This window comes from Pseudomonas sp. Irchel 3F6 (assembly GCF_900187595.1).
Taxonomy (GTDB): Bacteria; Pseudomonadota; Gammaproteobacteria; order Pseudomonadales; family Pseudomonadaceae; genus Aquipseudomonas; species Aquipseudomonas siliginis.
Genome location: NZ_FYDP01000008.1, coordinates 50,207 through 69,977, shown reverse-complemented (window position 1 = coordinate 69,977; position 19,771 = coordinate 50,207). Strand labels below are relative to the sequence as shown.

At 61.1% G+C, this 19,771-nt stretch carries 19 protein-coding genes; 8 read left to right on the top strand and 11 right to left on the bottom strand.

All coding sequences use genetic code 11. The annotated features are described in order from the left end of the window. Nucleotides 1-33: 33 nt before the first annotated feature. The gene (locus CKW30_RS23050) at nt 34-807 is read right to left on the bottom strand and encodes a hypothetical protein (RefSeq protein ID WP_056789034.1); all 774 of its coding nucleotides are present in this window, start codon (nt 805-807) and stop codon (nt 34-36) included. 146 nt (nt 808-953) lie between these two features. Here CKW30_RS23050 and CKW30_RS23045 point away from each other — a divergent pair, with 146 nt between their 5' ends. The 4 genes from CKW30_RS23045 (at nt 954) to CKW30_RS23030 (ending at nt 5,159) form a co-directional block, all read left to right on the top strand. After that, nucleotides 954-1,490, top strand: coding sequence for a chalcone isomerase family protein (locus tag CKW30_RS23045; protein WP_095182013.1), 537 nt, complete (start codon nt 954-956; stop codon nt 1,488-1,490). Between the two features lie 80 nt (nt 1,491-1,570). Continuing rightward, nucleotides 1,571-2,890, top strand: a complete 1,320-nt coding sequence (locus tag CKW30_RS23040; protein ID WP_056789039.1) for an Nramp family divalent metal transporter — start codon at nt 1,571-1,573, stop codon at nt 2,888-2,890. 167 nt (nt 2,891-3,057) lie between these two features. After that, nucleotides 3,058-4,278 (top strand): putative DNA modification/repair radical SAM protein, encoded by a 1,221-nt coding sequence (locus CKW30_RS23035; protein WP_024013352.1) that lies wholly within the window; start codon nt 3,058-3,060, stop codon nt 4,276-4,278. Then, nucleotides 4,275-5,159: a TIGR03915 family putative DNA repair protein gene (locus CKW30_RS23030; protein ID WP_256584393.1), complete on the top strand. Its 885-nt coding sequence runs from the start codon at nt 4,275-4,277 to the stop codon at nt 5,157-5,159. The genes CKW30_RS23035 and CKW30_RS23030 overlap by 4 nt, the downstream gene beginning before the upstream one ends. A 99-nt stretch (nt 5,160-5,258) precedes the next feature. On the opposite strand, the gene CKW30_RS23025 is transcribed toward CKW30_RS23030, so the two are convergent. From CKW30_RS23025 to CKW30_RS23005, 5 genes are all read right to left on the bottom strand, one after another. Then, nucleotides 5,259-6,278, bottom strand: a complete 1,020-nt coding sequence (locus CKW30_RS23025; RefSeq protein WP_016775201.1) for a branched-chain amino acid aminotransferase — start codon at nt 6,276-6,278, stop codon at nt 5,259-5,261. Nucleotides 6,279-6,523: 245 nt separating this feature from the next. Further along, nucleotides 6,524-7,897 (bottom strand): dihydrolipoyl dehydrogenase, encoded by a 1,374-nt coding sequence (lpdA, locus tag CKW30_RS23020; RefSeq protein ID WP_095182012.1) that lies wholly within the window; start codon nt 7,895-7,897, stop codon nt 6,524-6,526. A 6-nt stretch (nt 7,898-7,903) separates the two neighbouring features. Beyond that, on the bottom strand, nt 7,904-9,178 hold the full coding sequence (locus tag CKW30_RS23015; protein WP_095182011.1) for a dihydrolipoamide acetyltransferase family protein: 1,275 nt from the start codon (nt 9,176-9,178) through the stop codon (nt 7,904-7,906). After that, on the bottom strand, nt 9,179-10,237 hold the full coding sequence (locus CKW30_RS23010) for an alpha-ketoacid dehydrogenase subunit beta (protein WP_003224000.1): 1,059 nt from the start codon (nt 10,235-10,237) through the stop codon (nt 9,179-9,181). Nucleotide 10,238: 1 nt separating this feature from the next. After that, nucleotides 10,239-11,474 (bottom strand): 3-methyl-2-oxobutanoate dehydrogenase (2-methylpropanoyl-transferring) subunit alpha, encoded by a 1,236-nt coding sequence (locus tag CKW30_RS23005; RefSeq protein ID WP_095182010.1) that lies wholly within the window; start codon nt 11,472-11,474, stop codon nt 10,239-10,241. Nucleotides 11,475-11,659: 185 nt separating this feature from the next. On the opposite strand from CKW30_RS23005, the gene bkdR reads away from it, so the two are divergent. Then, nucleotides 11,660-12,148 carry a Bkd operon transcriptional regulator BkdR gene (gene bkdR / locus CKW30_RS22995; RefSeq protein WP_039762201.1) on the top strand — a complete coding sequence of 163 codons (489 nt, stop codon included), beginning with the start codon at nt 11,660-11,662 and terminating at the stop codon, nt 12,146-12,148. 177 nt (nt 12,149-12,325) lie between these two features. On the opposite strand, the gene CKW30_RS22990 is transcribed toward bkdR, so the two are convergent. Beyond that, the gene (locus tag CKW30_RS22990; protein ID WP_095182009.1) at nt 12,326-13,189 is read right to left on the bottom strand and encodes an MBL fold metallo-hydrolase; all 864 of its coding nucleotides are present in this window, start codon (nt 13,187-13,189) and stop codon (nt 12,326-12,328) included. Between the two features lie 92 nt (nt 13,190-13,281). Here CKW30_RS22990 and CKW30_RS22985 point away from each other — a divergent pair, with 92 nt between their 5' ends. The 3 genes from CKW30_RS22985 to CKW30_RS22975 all read left to right on the top strand — a co-directional run bounded on the left by CKW30_RS22985 (nt 13,282) and on the right by CKW30_RS22975 (nt 15,845). Then, on the top strand, nt 13,282-13,623 hold the full coding sequence (locus CKW30_RS22985; protein ID WP_016775194.1) for a helix-turn-helix transcriptional regulator: 342 nt from the start codon (nt 13,282-13,284) through the stop codon (nt 13,621-13,623). A 166-nt stretch (nt 13,624-13,789) separates the two neighbouring features. Continuing rightward, on the top strand, nt 13,790-15,034 hold the full coding sequence (locus tag CKW30_RS22980) for an FAD/NAD(P)-binding oxidoreductase (RefSeq protein ID WP_095182008.1): 1,245 nt from the start codon (nt 13,790-13,792) through the stop codon (nt 15,032-15,034). 10 nt (nt 15,035-15,044) lie between these two features. After that, a complete protein-coding gene (locus tag CKW30_RS22975; RefSeq protein ID WP_095182007.1) occupies nt 15,045-15,845 on the top strand; it encodes a sulfite exporter TauE/SafE family protein in 801 nt (266 codons plus the stop codon). A gap of 85 nt (nt 15,846-15,930) precedes the next feature. Here the strand turns inward: CKW30_RS22975 and CKW30_RS22970 are convergent, their stop codons facing one another. The 4 genes from CKW30_RS22970 to CKW30_RS22955 form a co-directional block, all read right to left on the bottom strand. Next, entirely contained in the window at nt 15,931-17,211 is a 1,281-nt protein-coding gene (locus CKW30_RS22970) for a TRAP transporter large permease (RefSeq protein WP_016775191.1), read from the bottom strand. Continuing rightward, nucleotides 17,211-17,738 carry a TRAP transporter small permease gene (locus CKW30_RS22965; protein WP_095182006.1) on the bottom strand — a complete coding sequence of 176 codons (528 nt, stop codon included), beginning with the start codon at nt 17,736-17,738 and terminating at the stop codon, nt 17,211-17,213. Before CKW30_RS22965 ends, CKW30_RS22970 begins: the two co-directional genes overlap by 1 nt. A gap of 75 nt (nt 17,739-17,813) precedes the next feature. Then, a complete protein-coding gene (locus CKW30_RS22960; protein ID WP_095182005.1) occupies nt 17,814-18,788 on the bottom strand; it encodes a TRAP transporter substrate-binding protein in 975 nt (324 codons plus the stop codon). 61 nt (nt 18,789-18,849) lie between these two features. After that, complete coding sequence (locus CKW30_RS22955; RefSeq protein WP_095182004.1) at nt 18,850-19,743, bottom strand: SMP-30/gluconolactonase/LRE family protein; 894 nt, start codon at nt 19,741-19,743, stop codon at nt 18,850-18,852. Nucleotides 19,744-19,771: the final 28 nt, after the last annotated feature.

Sequence of the window (19,771 nt, the reverse complement as noted above, 5' to 3'; positions counted from 1 at the left end):
TGCCGGGCGTTCCAGCGCGATTCGTCCAGGCGGTTATTGTGCTTGCGCCTTGGCCACTGGCCGCGCCAGCAGACGCCGGGTCACCCCGAGCATCGCCACCGACACTGCCACTCCCACTGCGAAGCCGCTGAGGCCCATGGTCGGCAGCGTCAAGGCCGACACCAGGCAGAACGCCGAGAACGAATACATGCCGGTCGCCGTTGCGCGTAATAACGCAGCGGTAAACGCCGGGCCGCGGGTTTGTTGCGAGAACACCGCCATGACGCTGCCGAGCACCGGGAACACCGCGAGAAGGCCGCTCCAGCGTTCGCCGACGGTGCTGGCGAGCATCGTCACCACCAGCGTCAGCGCCGCACCGGCGATCATCCGCCAGATCAGTTTGTCCGACTTCGGTGCTGGCCCGTTCAACACCGGCTGCACCTCGGGGAACAGATAAGGCGAAGCGAGCAGTGCCACCGCTGCCGCAATCACCGAGAACGGCAAGGACGCCGGGATCACCGACAACACCGCCGCCAGCGCGGCCCAAACCGCCAGTGAAATGGTCAACGCCCACGGCCAGTTCGCCCGCTGCGCCACCTGCGCATAGGTGATGCAGAAAGCGATCATCGCGAACATTGCCGACAGCGCCGCGACCGCTGATTGCGCGGCAAACTGCGGCCCTTGTTCGATCGCCAGAAAGAACAGAATCGGCCCGACCACGACCGGCAATCCTGACAGCCACCCGGCCACGCTCGGCCCCCAGCGCTTGCCCGCCAGGGAAATCAGCAGGAGAAAACCGGGAATCAGCAGCAATTTCAGGATCAGCACGCGGGTGTCTCCGTCGGGTCAGGATGAGCGACGTTAGCACTGCCGATTAAAGATTGCTGCCTATGTTCGCAATTTTTGTATACAAAAATTCAGGCGCAAATCCGGCTATGCTTTGATCATCAGAATGCAGCGGAGACGATACGGCGATGAACAGAACACCCAAGCTCGTTCGTGGCTGTTGTGGCATCGGTTTATGGGCGCTGTTGCTCACACCGACATGGGCCAATTGGCAGGACGCAGTCCCGGGCGCGCAAATTATCGGCAGCGGCGATTTCAGCGTGTTCGGCTTCGACGTTTACAGCGCGCGCTTGTGGAGTGCCGCGCGGCCTCTGGCGGATGGCCAGCCGTTTGCTCTGGAGCTGATCTACCGGCGCAACATCTCGCGCGACGATCTGGTCAGCACCAGCGTCGATGAGATCAAACGCCTTGCCGGTCCCCGGGTCACTTCAGCGCAATTGGCCGGCTGGCAGACGCAGATGCAGCAATCGTTTGTCGACGTTCAGGCCGGCACGCGGATTACCGGCGTGTATCTGCCGGGGCAGGGCGCGCGGTTTTTTGTCGGCCAGAAGCTCCAGCATGAGATTGAGGATCCACAGTTTGCCAAGGCGTTTTTCGATATCTGGCTGGATCCGCGAACACGCAGTCCCGAGTTGCGCGAGCAGTTGTTGGGGGTGAACCCATAGGTTCAGTGATCTTTGCGCTTCAAGGCATCAGGCGAAACGACTAAGCTGCCGGGCTCCCGTTTTTGTTTCTGGATGTGTGCGTGAAATTCAGTCTGCCCAAAATCGCCACCGCGCCGTTTTGCCCGCCGGAAGTGGCCGGCAGTGTCGCGGTTGATCCGACTGCCTCGTTCTTCAAACGTGTGCTGCGTTTCGCCGGTCCCGGTTTGCTGGTGTCGATCGGCTACATGGACCCGGGCAACTGGGCGACCGCGATCGAGGCCGGTTCGCGTTTTGGCTACAGTCTCTTATTCGTCGTGTTGCTGGCGAGTCTGGCCGGCATGGTCGTGCAATGTCTGTGCTCGCGGTTGGGCATCGCCACCGGGCGCGATCTGGCGCAGCTGTCCCGCGAGCGCTACAGCACGCCGACCGCGCGCGTGCAATGGATACTGGCGGAGATCTCGATCATCGCCACCGACCTCGCCGAAGTGCTTGGCTGCGCTCTCGCGTTTCACTTGCTGCTCGGTTGCTCGCTGACCTTCGGCATCGCCCTGACGGCGTTCGACACGTTGCTGGTGCTGGCCCTGCAAAACCGGGGCTTCCGCCGTCTCGAAGCGATCATGCTGGTGCTGGTCGCGACCATCGGTGTGTGTTTCTTCGTCGAGTTGTTGTTGATCAAACCGTACTGGCCAGACGTCGCACTGGGCTTCAAACCTTCGCTGGCGGCCATCGGCGATGCCGCGCCGCTGTATCTGGCCATTGGCATCCTCGGCGCCACAGTAATGCCGCATAACCTTTACCTGCACACCTCGATCGTGCAGACGCGGATGATCGGCAAGGACCTGGCGAGCAAGCAGGACGCGGTGAAACTGGCGCGTATCGACACCATTGGTTCGCTGGCCCTGGCGCTGCTGGTCAACGCTGCGATCCTGATTCTCGCGGCGGCGGCGTTTCACCAGTCCGGACACACCGATGTGGTCGACATTCAGGACGCGTATCACCTGCTCGACCCGCTGGTTGGCGGTGCGCTGGCGAGTGTGCTGTTCGGCGTGGCGCTGCTCGCGTCGGGGCAAAGTTCGACCTTCACCGGGACCATCGCCGGGCAGGTCATCATGGAGGGCTATCTGAACCTGCGCATCCCGTGCTGGCAGCGGCGTTTGATCACTCGCGGGCTGGCGCTGATTCCGGCGTTCATCGGCGTCTGGCTCATGGGCGATAACGCGATCGGCAAGTTGCTGGTGTTGAGCCAGGTCGTGCTCAGCCTGCAACTGCCGTTTGCCTTGTACCCGCTGATTCGCATGACCAACGACCGGCAGTTGATGGGGCCGTTCGTCAACCGCTGGCCCACGCGGGTGCTGGCTTGGGGGCTGTTTGTGTTGATCAGCGGGGCGAACAGCTGGTTGATATTGCAGTGGGCGGTTTGATCACTGAGTTGCGGTGACTGGCAGGGCCTCTTCGCGAGCAGGCTCGCTCCCACAGGTTTTCGCGGGCCGCCACAATTCAGCTGGCCAGCCGACGAGGGGTCATCCATCAACTTGTTTCGCGGCGGGCGAGCCTATACTGTATATGCACACAGTAAAGAGTCCGTGCCATGCAAATCATCGACAAGCTCAGCATCCTCGCCGACGCCGCCAAGTACGACGCCTCCTGCGCCAGCAGTGGTGCGCCCAAGCGCAGCTCCGAGGGCAAGAGCGGGCTCGGTTCGACGGATGGCATGGGCATTTGCCACAGCTACACGCCGGACGGGCGCTGTGTGTCGTTGCTGAAAATCCTGCTGACCAACTTCTGTCTTTACGATTGCCAGTACTGCGTCAACCGCCGTTCCAGCGATGTGCCGCGTGCGCGCTTCACCCCGGAAGAAGTCGTGACGCTGACCATGGATTTCTACCGGCGCAACTGCGTCAGCGGCCTGTTTCTCAGCTCCGGGATCATTCGCTCGGCGGACTACACCATGGAACAACTGGTGCGGGTGGCGAAGTTGCTCCGTGAAGAGCATGAGTTTCGCGGCTACATCCATTTGAAGACCATTCCCGAAGCCGATCCTGCTTTGATCGAAGAAGCCGGGCGTTATGCCGACCGTCTCAGCGTCAACATTGAATTGCCCACCGACGCCAGCCTGCAGACGCTGGCGCCGGAGAAGGACATCACCTCGATCAAGCAAGCGATGAACACCATCTACACCGGCGTGCAGACGGTATTGAACGAGCCGCGCTCGGCGAAATTCGCCCCGGCCGGGCAGAGCACGCAATTGATCGTCGGTGCCGATGACACCGACGACAGCACCATCCTCCACAGCGCCCAATCCTTGTACGGCAACTTCCGTTTGCGCCGGGTCTATTACTCGGCGTTCAGCCCGATCCCCGACAGCCCGAAAAGCGTACCGCTCGCCGCGCCGCCGCTGATGCGCGAGCACCGTTTGTATCAGGCTGATTTCCTCCTGCGCAGCTACGGCTACAGCGCTGACGAATTGCTTAAAGGCCCGGGCAATCTGGCGCTTGATATCGACCCGAAGCTGGCCTGGGCGCTGGAAAATCGCGAAGTGTTTCCGCTGGATCTGAACCGTGCCGACGCGACGTTGATCGCGCGCATCCCGGGCATTGGCTTGCGCACCACCGAGCGCCTGGTCGAGTTGCGTCGTCAGCGCCGCATCCGTTACGAAGACGTGGCGCGGATGCGCTGCGTGCTGGCCAAGGCGAAGCCTTTCATCATCACCAGCGATTACCACCCGCAACAGGCGGAAGTCACCAGCCACATGCTCTATCAGCAATTGCGCGACCGACCGATGCCGCAGCAGATGGGGTTGTGGGGATGATCAGTCTTGATTGCGATGACCTGTTCGACACATGGCGTCAGCAGGCGCGCTGGTTGCTCAGCCATGAAATCGATCCGAGTCTGGTGAGCTGGGCGGCGGAAGGGGTGGGCGATCTGTTTGCCAGTGATGAGCACGTGCCCGAGGGGCAGGGGCCGTTTCAGGCGCGTATTCCCCGAGCGCTGCTCGACACCCTCGAACAAGCGGCGCGCTATCGCGGCGAGCAACGCTGGAGCCTGTTGTATGAAGTGCTCTGGCGCGTCAGTCACGGCGACCGCACGGCGATGATGGCGGGCGACAAGCTCGGCAGCGAATTGCAGCGGCGCATCAAGCAGGTCAGCCGCGAGGCCCATCATCTGCATGCATTCGTGCGTTTCATCGAGCGGTCGAAGGATCTGCCCGGTCCACAATACGTGGCGTGGCACGAGCCGGCCCATGACATCCTGCACAGCGCCAGCGAGCACTTTATCGGGCGCATGGGCCAGCATCGCTGGTTGATCGCCACACCGCGTGACGGCGTTTATTACGACGGTGAGCAATTGATTCACGAGCGGCAGTGCCCGATTGAGTGGCAGCAACTGGCGCAGAACGTCGACGATCCCCACGGCGATTTGTGGTTGACCTACTACAGCCACATCTTCAACCCGGCGCGGTTGAACCCGAAGGTCATGCAAGGGCATCTGCCGGTGCGGTTCTGGAAGAATCTGCCGGAGGGGGAGTTGATACCGGGATTGATCACCCAGGCGCGGATGGGCAAGCAGCAGAATGGGCAGGCGAGCGGGATTTCGGATCGGACGGGCAAGCGCATTGCCTCCAAAAATCAAAAGCAAATCCTCACCCCAGCCCTTTCCCCCTCGCCCCCTTGGGGGAGAGGGCTGGGGTGAGGGGGTGACGTTTTTCAATACGACACCAGAGCCCAGCCCTACAAAAAAGCCCCCCACCAATCACTCGGTGGAGGGCTTTGAGCATCAGCAGTCGTCAGATCAAACCTTGACGATCCAGCCCGCTGGCGCTTCGATGTCGCCGGTCTGCACGCCAGTCAGCTCTTTGTAGAGCTGCTGGGTTACCGGGCCTACCTCGGTTTCGCTGTGGAACACATGCAGGTGGTCGTTGTAGCTGATGCCGCCAATCGGCGTGATCACCGCAGCGGTACCGCAGGCACCGGCTTCCTTGAAGTCCGACAGCTTGTCGATCAGCACGTCGCCTTCAACCACTTCCAGGCCCAGACGCGATTTGGCCAGTTCGATCAGCGACAGGCGGGTGATGCCTGGCAGGACCGATGGCGAGTTCGGGGTGACGAACTTGTTGTCGTGGGTGATCCCGAAGAAGTTGGCCGAACCGACTTCCTCGATCTTGGTGTGGGTCATCGGATCGAGGTAGATCGCGTCGGCGAAGTTGGCCTTCTTGGCTTTCGAGCCCGGCATCAGGCTGGCGGCGTAGTTGCCACCGACCTTGGCCGCACCGGTGCCTTGCGGGGCCGCGCGGTCGTAGCTGGAGATCTGGAAGTTGTGCGGGGTCAGGCCACCCTTGAAGTAGGCGCCGACCGGGATGCAGAAGATCGAGAAAATGAATTCGGGCGCGGTGCGTACGCCGATGTTGTCACCGACACCGATCACGAACGGGCGCAGGTACAGCGCGCCGCCAGTGCCGTACGGCGGGATGAAACGCTCGTTGGCGCGAACCACGGCTTTGCAGGCTTCGATGAACTGCTCGGTGTCGACCGTCGGCATCAGCAGACGCGCGCAGCTGCGTTGCATGCGCAGGGCGTTCTGGTCCGGGCGGAACAGATTGATCGAGCCGTCCTTGCAACGATAGGCCTTCATGCCTTCGAAGCACTGCTGACCATAGTGAAGGGCGGTGGAGCCTTCGCTGATGTGCAGGACGTTATCTTCGGTCAGGGTGCCTTTGTCCCACTCGCCATCGCGAAAGTACGACAGATAGCGCTTGTCGGTCTTGATGTAGTCAAAACCCAGCTTGTCCCAATTGATGCTTTCGTTACCCATGACACCCTCTATCACTGAACAACCGCCGAAACGGTTCAAGGCTTCTGACGTTTTTTTGGATGGGCACAACAATACTTCATTCTTGAGCGGTTTCGCAGCTTGTGGCGAGGGGATTTATCCCCGCTGGGCTGCGAAGCGGCCCCTTTGGCTCAAATATCTGACGCCCGGCGGTGGCAGATTTTGCGGTTGCTGCGCAACCCAGCGGGGATAAATCCCCTCGCCACAGCGGCATTCAGCTGCAACTGTCACAGATGCAGCGCATGCCCCAGCGCCCGCAACGCCGCTTCCTGCACCGCCTCACCCAAGGTCGGGTGGGCATGGATGGTGCCGCCGATGTCTTCCAGTCGCGCGCCCATTTCCAGGCTTTGCGCAAACGCCGTCGACAGTTCGGAAACCCCAACGCCCACCGCTTGCCAGCCGACAATCACATGATTGTCGCGACGTGCGACCACGCGGACGAAGCCGCTTTTCGATTCCAGGGTCATCGCCCGGCCGTTGGCGGCGAACGGGAAGCTGGAAACGATGCAGTCCAGCCCCGCAGCCTTGGCCTCGTCCGGGGTTGTGCCGACCACCACCAGTTCCGGGTCGGTAAAGCACACGGCGGCGATGGCGGTCGGGTTGAACTCACGGCTCTTGCCACTGATCAACTCGGCAACCATTTCGCCCTGAGCCATGGCGCGGTGGGCCAGCATCGGTTCGCCGCTCACATCGCCAATGGCGTAGACGTTGCGCATGCTGGTCTGGCAACGGCTGTCGATCCTGATCGCCGAACCGTTCATGTCCAGATTCAGCGCTTCGAGATTAAATCCCTGCGTATTGGGTTTGCGGCCGACGGCAACCAGTACCTGGTCGGTTTCCAGATTGAGGGTTTCGCCTTCAGGATCGCGCACCTGCAACGTGCCGTCGAAACCCAGCACGCTGTGCTTGAGGTACAGCTTCACACCCAGTTGCTTGAGCGCCTCATGCACCGGTTGCGTCAGTTCTGCGTCATAGGCCGGCAGAATCCGGTCCTGCGCCTCGACCACGCTGACCTCGGCGCCGAGCTTGCGATAAGCGATGCCCAGCTCCAGGCCGATGTAACCACCGCCGACCACCACCAGACGTTTCGGCACAGACGTCGGTGCCAGCGCTTCGGTGGAGGAAATGATCGGCCCGCCAATCGGCAGGATCGGCAGGTTGACGCTGGTCGAACCGGTGGCCAGCACCAGATGTTCGCACTGGATGCGCGTATCGGCGACTTCCACGGTTTTGCCGTCGATGATTTTCGCCCAGCCATTGATGACCTGGACCTTGTTTTTCTTCAGCAGCGCGGCGACGCCAGTGGTCAGGCGATCAACGATGCCGTCCTTCCACTCGACGCTTTTGCTGATATCCAGGGTCGGCGCGGCAACGCTGATGCCGAGCGCCGAATGCTGGCTGTGATGCTGCGTCTGATGAAACTGCTCAGCCACATGAATCAGCGCTTTCGACGGAATGCAGCCGATATTCAAGCAGGTGCCGCCCAACGACTGGCCTTCGACCAGAATGGTCGGAATACCCAATTGCCCGGCGCGGATCGCCGTGACGTAACCGCCGGGGCCGCCGCCGATGATCAGCAGCGTGGTGTTCAGAGATTGCATTCGGGCTTACTCCACAAACAAGGTAGCGGGTTGTTCGAGCAAGCCACGAATGGCCTGAATGAAGAGCGCCGCGTCCATGCCGTCGACCACGCGGTGATCGAAGGAGCTGGAGAGGTTCATCATCTTGCGGATCACCACTTGGCCTTTGACCACCATTGGCCGTTCGACGATTTTGTTCACGCCGACAATGGCCACTTCCGGCAGGTTCAGCACCGGCGTGCTGACAATGCCGCCCAATGCGCCGAGGCTGGTCAGGGTGATGGTCGAGCCGGACAGCTCATCACGGCTGGCCTTGCCATTGCGCGCGGCGTTGGCCAAACGCGAAATTTCCGCGGCGCTGTCCCACAGGCTGCGCGCTTCGGCGTGACGCACCACGGGCACCATCAGGCCTACATCGCTTTGCGTGGCGACGCCGACATGCACCGCACCGAGGCGGGTGATGACTTGCGCTTCGTCATCGTAACGGGCGTTCATCTGCGGGAAGTCGCGCAGGGCGACGACCAGCGCGCGAACGAGGAACGGCAACAAGGTCAACTTGCCACGGCTGGCGCCATGTTTTTCATTCAGATGCGCGCGCAGTTCTTCGATTGCGGTGACGTCGATTTCCTCGACATAACTGAAGTGCGCGGCACGCTGAGTAGCATCCTGCATGCGCTGAGCGATCTTGCGGCGCATGCCGATCACTTGAATCTGTTCTTCGTCGTGGCGCTGGGCATAAGCGGCAGCGGCCGGCGCCGAAGCGTTCGACTGACCTTGCGCCAGATAGGCTTCAAGGTCTTCGTGCAACACGCGACCGGCCGGGCCGGAACCGCGCACCAAGCGCAATTGAATGCCCAGATCCAGCGCATGTTTGCGCACGGCTGGCGAGGCTAGCGGGCGTTCATCCGCTTCGCGAGCGACCATCGGGCCCTGGCAAACGGCAGCCGGACGTGGTGCGGCGGCTGCGGCGGGTTTGCTTTCGACAGCGGTCTCAACTTTCGGCGCAGCCGGTGCTTGTGTGACAGGCGCGGGTGCGGCGGACTCTTTAAGGTTGCCGGCACCTTCAACCTCGATGCTGATCAGCACACTGCCGACCGCCATGACTTCACCCGGCTGACCACCGAGCGCAATCACTTTCCCGTGTACCGGCGACGGAATATCGACCATCGCCTTGTCGGTCATGACATCCGCCAGCACCTGGTCTTCAACCACCAGATCGCCAACCTTGACGTGCCACTGCGACAGTTCTACTTCTGCGATGCCTTCGCCGATGTCCGGCATCTTGATAACGTGCGTGCCCATTCAGACCTCCATGACCCGTTTCAACGCCGCGCCCACGCGGGACGGCCCTGGGAAATACGCCCACTCCTGCGCGTGCGGGTAGGGAGTGTCCCAACCGGTGACGCGTTCGATCGGCGCTTCCAGGTGATGGAAGCAATGCTCTTGCACCAGCGACACCAATTCGGCGCCGAAACCGCAGGTGCGGGTGGCTTCGTGTACCACCACGCAGCGGCCGGTTTTCTTCACCGACTTGACGATGGTTTCCAGGTCCAGCGGCCACAGGCTGCGCAGGTCGATGACTTCGGCATCGACGCCGGATTCTTCGGCAGCGACCTGCGAGACGTAGACGGTGGTGCCGTAGGTCAGCACGGTCACGTCCTTGCCCGGGCGAGTGATCGCGGCAACGTCCAGCGGCACGGTGTAGTAACCGTCCGGCACCTGGGCTTGCGGATGTTTCGACCACGGGGTTACCGGGCGGTCGTGATGGCCATCGAACGGGCCGTTGTACAGGCGTTTCGGCTCAAGGAAGATCACCGGGTCATCGTTTTCGATGGAGGCGATCAGCAGGCCTTTGGCGTCGTACGGGTTGGACGGCATGACCGTGCGCAGACCGCAGACCTGAGTGAACATCGCCTCGATGCTCTGGCTGTGGGTCTGGCCGCCGTAGATGCCGCCGCCGCAAGGCATGCGCAGGGTCATCGGTGCGGTGAATTCGCCAGCCGAGCGATAACGCAGACGCGCCGCTTCGGAAATGATCTGGTCGGAGGCGGGGTAGACGTAGTCGGCGAACTGGATTTCGGCGACCGGACGCAAACCGTAGGCGCCCATGCCGACGGCGACGCCGACAATGCCGCTTTCCGAGATCGGTGCGTCGAACACCCGCGAGGTGCCGTACTTGGTCTGCAGGCCTTCGGTGCAGCGGAACACACCGCCGAAGTAACCGACGTCCTGGCCGAAGACGACGACGTTGTCATCGCGCTCAAGCATCACATCCATGGCCGAGCGCAGGGCCTGGATCATGGTCATGGTGGTCGTGGTCATGGCGGTTTCCAACTGAATATTGTTGTTGTGATCGTTCATGTCAGATCCCCAACTGCTGACGCTGGCGCTTCAAGTGCTCCGGCATCTCTTTGTAGACGTCTTCGAACATGGTCGCGGCGCTCGGAATCTGACCGCCGGCGAGGGTGCCGTACTGTTCGGCCTGTTTCTGCGCGGCAATCACTTCGGCTTCGAGTTCGGCGCTGACGGCGGTGTGCTCTTCCTCCGACCAGTGACCGACCTTGATCAGGTGCTGTTTCAGACGCGCGATCGGATCGCCGAGCGGGAAGTGGCTCCAGTCATCGGCAGGGCGGTATTTCGATGGGTCGTCGGAGGTCGAGTGCGGGCCGGCGCGGTAGGTGACCCATTCGATCATGGTCGGGCCGAGGTTACGCCGGGCGCGTTCGGCAGCCCAGGCGGAAGCGGCGTAGACCGCATAGAAATCGTTGCCGTCGACACGCAGCGAGGCGATGCCGCAACCGACGCCGCGTCCGGCGAAAGTCGTGGCTTCACCGCCGGCGATGGCCTGGAAGGTGGAAATCGCCCACTGGTTATTCACGACATTGAGGATCACCGGCGCGCGATAAACGTGGGCGAAGGTGAGGGCGGTGTGGAAGTCCGATTCGGCGGTGGCGCCGTCACCGATCCACGCCGAGGCGATTTTCGTATCGCCCTTGATCGCCGAGGCCATGCCCCAACCGACGCCCTGAATGAATTGGGTGGCGAGGTTGCCGGAAATGGTGAAGAAGCCAGCGTCCTTGACCGAGTACATGATCGGCAACTGGCGGCCCTTGAGCGGATCGCGCTCGTTGGACAGCAACTGGCAGATCAGGTCTACCAGCGGCACATCGCGGGCCATCAGGATGCTTTGCTGGCGATAGGTTGGGAAGCACATGTCATCGATGTTCAGCGCCAATGCCTGGGCGCTGCCGATGGCTTCTTCGCCAAGGCTCTGCATGTAGAACGACATCTTTTTCTGCCGCTGGGCGACGACCATGCGGTTGTCGTAGATGCGCGTCTTGAGCATCGCGCGCATGCCTTTGCGCAGGATCTCGACCGGCACGTTTTCGGCCCACGGGCCAAGGGCGTTGCCCTGATCGTCAAGCACGCGAATCAGGCCACGGGCGAGGTCGGCGGTATCGGCAGGTTCTACATCAACAGGAGGTTTGCGCACCGTACCGGCATCGGTCAGATGCAGGTAGGAAAAATCGGTTTTGCAGCCGGGACGGCCCGAGGGTTCAGGGACGTGCAGGCGCAGCGGTTCATACGCTTGGGTCATGGCTTCTACGCTCGATCTTGTGAATTTCTTGTAGTGAGCTGGCAGTCATTCCCGGGTAGGGGAAATCTTGTCCTACAACAATCATAGGCGTGGCCAAGAAGAATATTTCTCTGTGTTTCGTTGCGCTGGCGACCATTTGCAGATAGAAATTCTGCATAAACATAAAAAACAGGTGGTTTTGTCTCATGCGCAAACTGGACCGTACCGACATCGGCATTCTCAACAGCCTTCAGGAGAACGCGCGGATCACCAATGCCGACCTCGCCCGCTCGGTGAACCTGTCACCCACGCCATGCTTCAACCGGGTCAAGGCCATGGAAGAATTGGGCTTGATTCGCGAGCAGGTCACGCTGCTGGATGCCGATCTGCTGGGGCTGCATGTGAATGTGTTCATTCACGTCAGCCTGGAAAAGCAGGTGGAGGAAGCGCTGCAGCACTTCGAGGAGGCGATTTCTGATCGGCCGGAGGTGATGGAGTGCTATCTGATGGCCGGCGATCCGGATTATCTGATCCGTGTGCTGGTGCCGAGCATTCAGTCGCTGGAACGCTTCATGATGGATTTTCTGACCAAGGTTCCGGGGGTGGCGAACATACGATCGAGCTTTGCGCTGAAGCAGGTGCGTTATAAGACCGCGTTGCCGTTGCCGGCTAATGGATTGACGTTGGGAACCTGAAGATCAAAACATCGCAGCCACGGCAGCTCCATTCGCCGATCGTTCCCACGCTCCGCGTGGGAATGCATCCCGTGACGCTCTGCGTCACTTCTTGAGGCGGAACGCGGAGCGTCCCTGGCGGCATTTCTTTGCTGCGCGTGGGAACGATCAGTTGGCTCCGCGCCTGAATCAGCGCGGTCAGAGTTTGTTCAGCGGGATCTTCAGGTAAACCACGCCGTTGTCCTCAGGCGCCGGCATATTCCCCGCCCGCACGTTCACCTGAATCGCCGGCAGTAGCAACGTCGGCATGCCTAACCCAGCGTCACGTGTCGTGCGCATCTCCACGAACGCCGCTTCATCGATCCCGTCATGCACATGAATATTGCTTCTGCGCTGTTCGCCGACAGTGGTCTGGCACTGCGAGGCGCGGCCCTCGGGTGGGTAATCGTGGCAAACGTAAAGCTTCACGCTCGCCGGAAAAGCCAACAGCTTCTGGATCGACTTGAACAAGTGCTGCGCATTGCCACCGGGGAAATCACAGCGCGCGGTGCCGACATCGGGCATGAACAGTGTGTCGCCGACGAGGATCTGTTCGCCGTCGATAAGGTAGGCCATGTCCGCCGGCGTATGGCCGGGGACGTGCAGGGCGGTGGCCTTGAGGTTGCCGATCATGAATGACTCGTTCGGCGCGAACAGGTGATCGAACTGCGAGCCATCGACGCAAAATTCCGGCTCCAGATTGAACAGCGCCTTGAACACACTCTGCACTTTGCTGATCGATTCACCGATGGCGATCTTGCCGCCCAGTTCCCGACGCAGGTACGGCGCGGCAGACAGGTGATCGGCGTGGGCGTGGGTTTCCAGCAGCCATTGCACTTGCAGCCGGTGCGCACGCACGAAAGCGATGATCTTGTCCGCCTGCGCCGTGCCGGTGCGCCCGGCAGCGCCATCGTAGTCAAGCACCGGGTCGACGATCGCGCACTGGCCGCCGTCGGCTTCGTAGACCACGTAGCTGTAGGTCGAGGAGGCGGGGTCGAGGAACGCTTTAATCAGAGCGGGCATGGCGAAAACCTGTGCTGGGTAATTTCGGGTTGCAACACTTTATGTAAAAACATAATGTTCGCAGCTTAAGTGACCTTCAAGGCCTCGTGCAAATGCAATCCAGTCTGACCGAATGTGAAGTCGCCCAACTGCGCGCCTCGGCGTCCAAAGCCTGCGCCTTGCTCAAAGCCCTGGCCAATGAGGATCGTCTGTTGATTCTCTGTCAACTGACCCAGGGCGAACGCAACGTCGGCGAACTGGAAAAAATGACCGGCGTACGCCAGCCGACGCTGTCCCAGCAACTGGGCATCTTGCGCGATGAAGGCCTGGTCGCGACCCGCCGCGAAGGCAAATACATTTTCTATGGCCTGGCCAGTCACGAAGTGATCCAGGTGATGAAAACCCTTTCGGGGCTCTATTGCGGAGCGGTACTCAAGAGCTGGGAACAGCCATAAATGCCAGCCCTCACAAACATCTCCTGTGGGAGCGAGCCTGCTCGCGAAGGCGGCGTGTCAGCCGACGAATAGTTGACTGAGCCACCGCTTTCGCGAGCAGGCTCGCTCCCACATTGGTTGTTGTGGTGAGCCAAAAAATCCTTGCGTGCAGCAAAAGGAACAAGCAATGAACGATCAACACTGGGGCCTATCCATCAGTGCGGACATCGTGGTCATCGGCGGTGGCACGGCCGGCATCGGTTTTGTCGCCAGCCTGCTCAAGCGTGACCCGCAGCTTAAAGTCACCGTGATCGAACCGAGTTCACAGCACTACTATCAACCGGCGTGGACGCTGGTCGGCGGTGGCGCGTTTGACGTGAAGCACACGGTCAGGCCGATGAGCAAAGTCATGCCGCGTCAGGCGACGTGGATTCAGGCCAGTGTCAGCGCCATCGACCCGCAAAGCCGTCAACTCACCCTCGACGACCAGCGCACCGTCAGCTATCAGAACCTGATCGTCTGCCCCGGCCTGCGCCTGGCCTGGGAGAAAATCGAAGGCTTGCAGGAAAGCCTCGGCCAGCACGGCGTCACCTCCAACTACAGCTATCAACACGCCCAGTACACCTGGGATCAAGTGCAGAAACTGCGCGATGGCCGGGCGCTGTTCACCCAGCCGGCGATGCCGATCAAATGCGCCGGCGCGCCGCAAAAAGCCCTGTACCTGTCTTGCGATCACTGGCGCAAATCCGCCGTGCTGAAAGACATCAAGGTTGAATTCAATCTCGCTGGCGCTGCGCTGTTTGGCGTGCCGACCTTCGTGCCGCCGTTGATGAAGTACATCGAACAGTACGACGCGCAACTGGCGTTCAACTCGAATCTGGTCAAGGTCGACGGCCCGGCAAAAACCGCGTGGTTTGAAGTCAAGGGCGCCGATGGCAACATCAGCCGGGTCGCGATAACCTTTGATCTGCTCCACGTCGTGCCGCCACAAGTCGCGCCGGATTTCATCGCACAGAGTGCGCTGGCCGATGCCGGCGGTTGGTGCGAAGTCGATCCACACAGCTTGCAGCATCCGCGCTATCCCGAGGTGTTCGCACTGGGCGATATCTGCGGCACCAGCAATGCGAAAACTGCCGCAGCGGTGCGCAAGCAGGTTGTCGTCGTTGCGCAGAACCTGCTGGCCGCGCGCAAACAACAGCCGCTGCCGCTCAGGTACGACGGCTACGGTTCCTGCCCGCTGACGGTGGAGAAGGGCAAGGTGATCCTCGCCGAGTTCGGCTATGGCGGCAAACTGCTGCCGACTTTCCCGCTGAACCCGACCGTGGCCCGCCGTTCGGCATGGTGGCTGAAAGCGACGCTGCTGCCGTGGTTCTACTGGCACGGCATGCTCAAGGGCCGCGAGTGGCTGACGCGTCTGTCCAGGGTCGACTGAGAAAACTCCTATGTTGCTGGCAAGTCTGTTTGGCGTGGTGATGGGTTTGGTCCTCGGCCTGACCGGCGCGGGCGGCGGGATTCTCGCGGTGCCGGCGCTGGTGCTCGGGCTCGGCTGGACGATGACGCAAGCGGCGCCGGTGGCCTTGTTTGCGGTCGGCAGCGCGGCAGCGGTCGGGGCGATCGATGGTTTGCGCCATGGCCTGGTGCGTTACCGCGCGGCGCTGTTGATCGCCGCGTTGGGCGCAGTGTTTTCGCCGCTGGGGATCTACTTCGCGCATCAGTTGCCGGAAAAGATTCTGATGATTCTGTTCAGCCTACTGATGGTCCTGGTCGCCTGGCGAATGTTCAGAAAGGACCGTCAGCAAGCGGGGCCGAGCGATCACGGCCACGCCAGTTGGGGCCAGAAAAACTGCATGCTCAACGAGCAGACCGGGCGCTTCGACTGGACCGCCAAATGCACCGCCACTCTGGCTGCACTGGGCGCGATTACCGGCGTGGTTTCGGGTTTACTCGGCGTCGGCGGCGGCTTTCTGATCGTGCCGGCGTTCAAGCAACTGACCGATGTGCAGATGCGCGGCATCGTTGCGACGTCGTTGATGGTGATCAGTCTGATTTCCGCGATCGGGGTGATCGGCGCGTTTCATGCGGGTGTGCGCATTGACAGCCAGGGTGCGGCGTTCATTGTCGCCAGCATCGTTGGCATGCTCATCGGTCGCAGGCTGTGCGCGCAGGTGCCGGCGCGGGCGTTGCAGGTGGGGTTTGCCAGTGTCTGTCTGGTGGTGGCGGGGTACATGCTGGTGCGGGCGTGAAGATCAACAGATCGCAGCCTCGTTGCACTCGACAGCTCCTACAGGGGAATGCGATTCCTGCAGGAGCTGCGATCTTTTCAGCGGGTTACAACACCAGGTGCGGCAGCCACAGCGAAATCGCTGGAACGTAGGTCACCAGCAGCAGCACCAGGAACAGCACGCCATAGAACGGCAGCAGCGCTTTTACGGTGCTTTCGATACTGACCTTGCCCACCGCCGAGCCGACGAAGAGCACGGCGCCCACCGGCGGTGTTATCAATCCGATCCCCAGGTTCACCAGCATGATCATGCCGAACTGCACCGGATCGACACCGATGCCCATGATCACGGGCATCAGGATCGGCGTGAGGATCAGGATCAGCGGCGCCATGTCCATCACTGTGCCCAACAGCAGCAACATCACGTTGATGCACATCAGGATCACGTAGCGGTTGTCCGACAGGGTCAGGAACAGCGTGGTGATCTTCGCCGGGATCTGCATCAGGGTCATGATGTAGCCGAAGCTGGCGGCGAAACCGATCAGGATCATCACGATGGAGATGGTGCGCACCGTGCGGTGCATCAGCTTGGGCAGCTCGCTCCATTTGTAGTCGCGGTAGATGAACATGGTCACGAAGAATGACCACAGCACCGCGATGGCCGCCGATTCAGTGGCGGTGAAAATACCCGAGAGAATGCCGCCGAGGATGATCACCATCGCCATCATGCCCCACAGGGCTTCGCCGACGATCTTCAGCGCCTGGCGCATCGGAATCACTTCGCCCTTGGGGTAGTTGCGCTTTTTCGCGAAGATCAGGCACAGCACCATCAGGCAGGCGCTCATCAGCAGGCCCGGGACGATGCCGGCCATGAACAGCGAAGCGATCGACACCGTACCGCCTGCAGCCAGGGAGTAGAGCACCGAGTTATGGCTTGGCGGGGTCAGCAGGGCTTGCACAGAACCGCTGACGGTCACGGCGGTGGAGAAGTCCCGTGGATAGCCCTTGCGTTCCATTTCCGGGATCAGCACCGAGCCTACCGACGCGGTGTCGGCCACCGAAGAACCGGAGATCGCGCCGAAGAACGTCGAGGCAACGATGTTGACCAGTGACAGGCCACCGCGGACGAAACCTACCAGCACGCCGGCACACGCCACCAACCGCCGGGACATGCCGCCCTCGGCCATGATCGCACCGGCGAGGACGAAGAACGGAATGGCCAGCAGCGAGAATTTGTTCACCCCCGAGGCGACCTGGATCATCACCGCCTGGAACGGGATGTCGATCCACCAAGCGCCGATCAGCGCCGCGGCGCCCAACGCGTAGGCGACCGGCATGCCGATCAGGATCAATACGATAAAACTGCCCAGCAGAATCAGAGCGTCCATTAAGCGGCACCTTCACTTTCTTCAACCAGGTCGAACTGCACGACCCGCCGTTTGCTCTGGTCACCGAGCAAGAGTTTTTCCAGAACAAAAATCAGCGTCAGCAAGCCGCCCACGGGGATCGGCAAATACGTTACGCCAACGCGCAGATCGGGTAGGGCCGCCATGAACTGGTTCCAGGTGGACATGCACAGCTTGGCGCCCCAGATGGTCATGAAGATGCAGATGGCCGCCATCAGCAGTTGCGAAAAAATCGCTGCTGCGGATTTCAGCTGCGGCGGCATGCGATCGGTAAGCATGGCCACGGCCATGTGTGCGCCGGCGCGGTAGCTGGCGGCGGCACCGATGAAGGTGAACACCATCATCAGCAGGATCGCCGTCGGCTCAGGCCAGCTCGAACCGGTGCCGAGCACATAGCGGGCGAAGACGCCCCAGGGAATCATCAGGGAAATCGCCAGGACGGAAAGGCCGGCGATCCAGATGCACGTCATGTAGATCTTGTCGTTGATACGCAGCAGCAGATTCTTCATCGGGTTCCACCGTAACCGGGCGCGCCTGAACCGCTGGCGCGCCGGGCCTTTTTCATGAGTACGGAGCGGGAGGTGTTACTGAACGGCTTCGATCTTTTTGATCAGATCTGCGTACTTCGCACCGTACTTTTCACGTACCGGAGCGGTGGCGTCGTAGAAGGGTTTCTTGTCGACGGTGATGAACTCGACGCCGGCGGCCTTGAGTTTTTCTTCACTGGCGGCGGACTTCTTGTCCCACAACACGCGTTCTTCAGCCTGGGCAGCCTTGGCCGCCGTTTTCACCATCTTCTGTTGATCCGGAGTGAGTCTTTCCCAGGTGATTTTCGACATCACGATCGGCTCTGGCAGGATCAGGTGACCGGTCAGGCTGTAGAACTTGGCGTTCTGGAAGTGGTTGTGTTCGAGCAGGGTCGGCGGGTTGTTTTCCGCGCCGTCGATCACGCCGGTTTGCAGGGCGCTGAAGATTTCGCCGGTGTCCATGGCGATGCCGTTACCGCCCATGGCGTTCATCATGTCGATGAACATCGGGTTGCCTTGTACGCGGATTTTCATGCCCTTGAGGTCTTCGAGCTTGCGCACCGGTTTCTTGGTGTAGATGTTGCGCGTCCCGCCGTCCATCCACGCCAGGGCCACCAATTTGAATTCGGAGTTGGTGATCTTGTCGAGAATCTCATCGCCCACCGGGCCATCGATGACGTTACGCATGTGTTGCTGGTCGCGGAAAATGAACGGCATGTTGAACACGTTCACATCCGGCACCACGGGGCCGACGATACCCAGGCTGACCCGGGACATCTGTATCGCGCCGACTTGCATCTGCTCGATGACTTCCTTCTCGGAACCGAGCACTCCGCCCGGGAAGTACTGGAAGGTCAGTTCGCCGTTGGTTTCCTTGGTCAGGGTCTTGCCCATGTTTTCTTCGGCCACCACGGTTGGATAACCGGCGGGGTGGATGTCAGCGAATTTGAGTTTTATTTCTGCCTGAGCGGAACCAGCGAAGGTGAAAATTAGCGGAAGTGCAGCGGCGAGCAAGGTGCGTTTGAAGTTCATGAGGGGTGAGTCTCCAGTCTTGTTATTTTTGTGTTCAAGGCGCAGCGGTGCAGCAGAGGGTCTAAAGCAAATCGTTGAATTGCGGTTCGGCGAAACCCTTGACGCCTGGCTTCAGGGCGAACACGCCGCCGGCCAGGGATTGCGGGTCGTGGTCATCGCCGGGACGAATCGAGGCGACAAACAAGGTGTCCAGGTTGCTGCCGCCGAAAGCGCACATGGTCGGTTTCTTCACCGGTACTTCCAGCGAGAAATCCAGTCGGCCATCCGGGGCGAAGCGGTGGATCAGGCCGGCGTCGTTGGCGCAGATCCAGTAACAGCCTTCGGCATCCACGGCAGCGCCATCGGGGCGGCCGGGGAAGTGATTCATGTCGACGAAGATTCGGCGATTCGATGGCGTGCCGGTCTCGGTGTCGTAATCGAAGGCCCAGATCAGTTGCACGTTGGGGTGCGAGTCCGACAGGTACATGGTTTTGCCGTCGTGGCTGAAGGCGAGGCCGTTGGGCACGATGAAGCCATCCAGCTGCGCTTCGATCACGCCAGTCTGCCCGGCGCCGTAGCGATAGAGCCGGCCTTCAGGCGCGTTCAGGCCCATATTCAGCACCATGCTGCCGGCCCAGAAACGCCCTTGGCGATCGCAGCGACCGTCGTTGAGGCGCATGTCCGCGCGGCTGTGCCCGACGGTGGCGAGCAATTCGCTGTCGAGGCTGCCGTCGCTGTGCGGGTGCAGGCGATAGAAACCGCTTTCCATGCCGGCGACCCAGCCGCCACTGCGGTGGCGGGTGATGCAGGCGAGCATTTGCGGGGCTTTCCACGAGGCGACGTGCCCGGTGTCAGCGCTCCAGCGTTGCAGCCCGCCGTTGGGGATGTCGACCCAGTACAGAGCGTTTTCCTGCGGCACCCAGACCGGGCTTTCACCGACCGCGTTGCGGGCGTCGACGATCAATTCGGCTTGCATACTCATTCCCTTGGTTTTTATTGGAGGG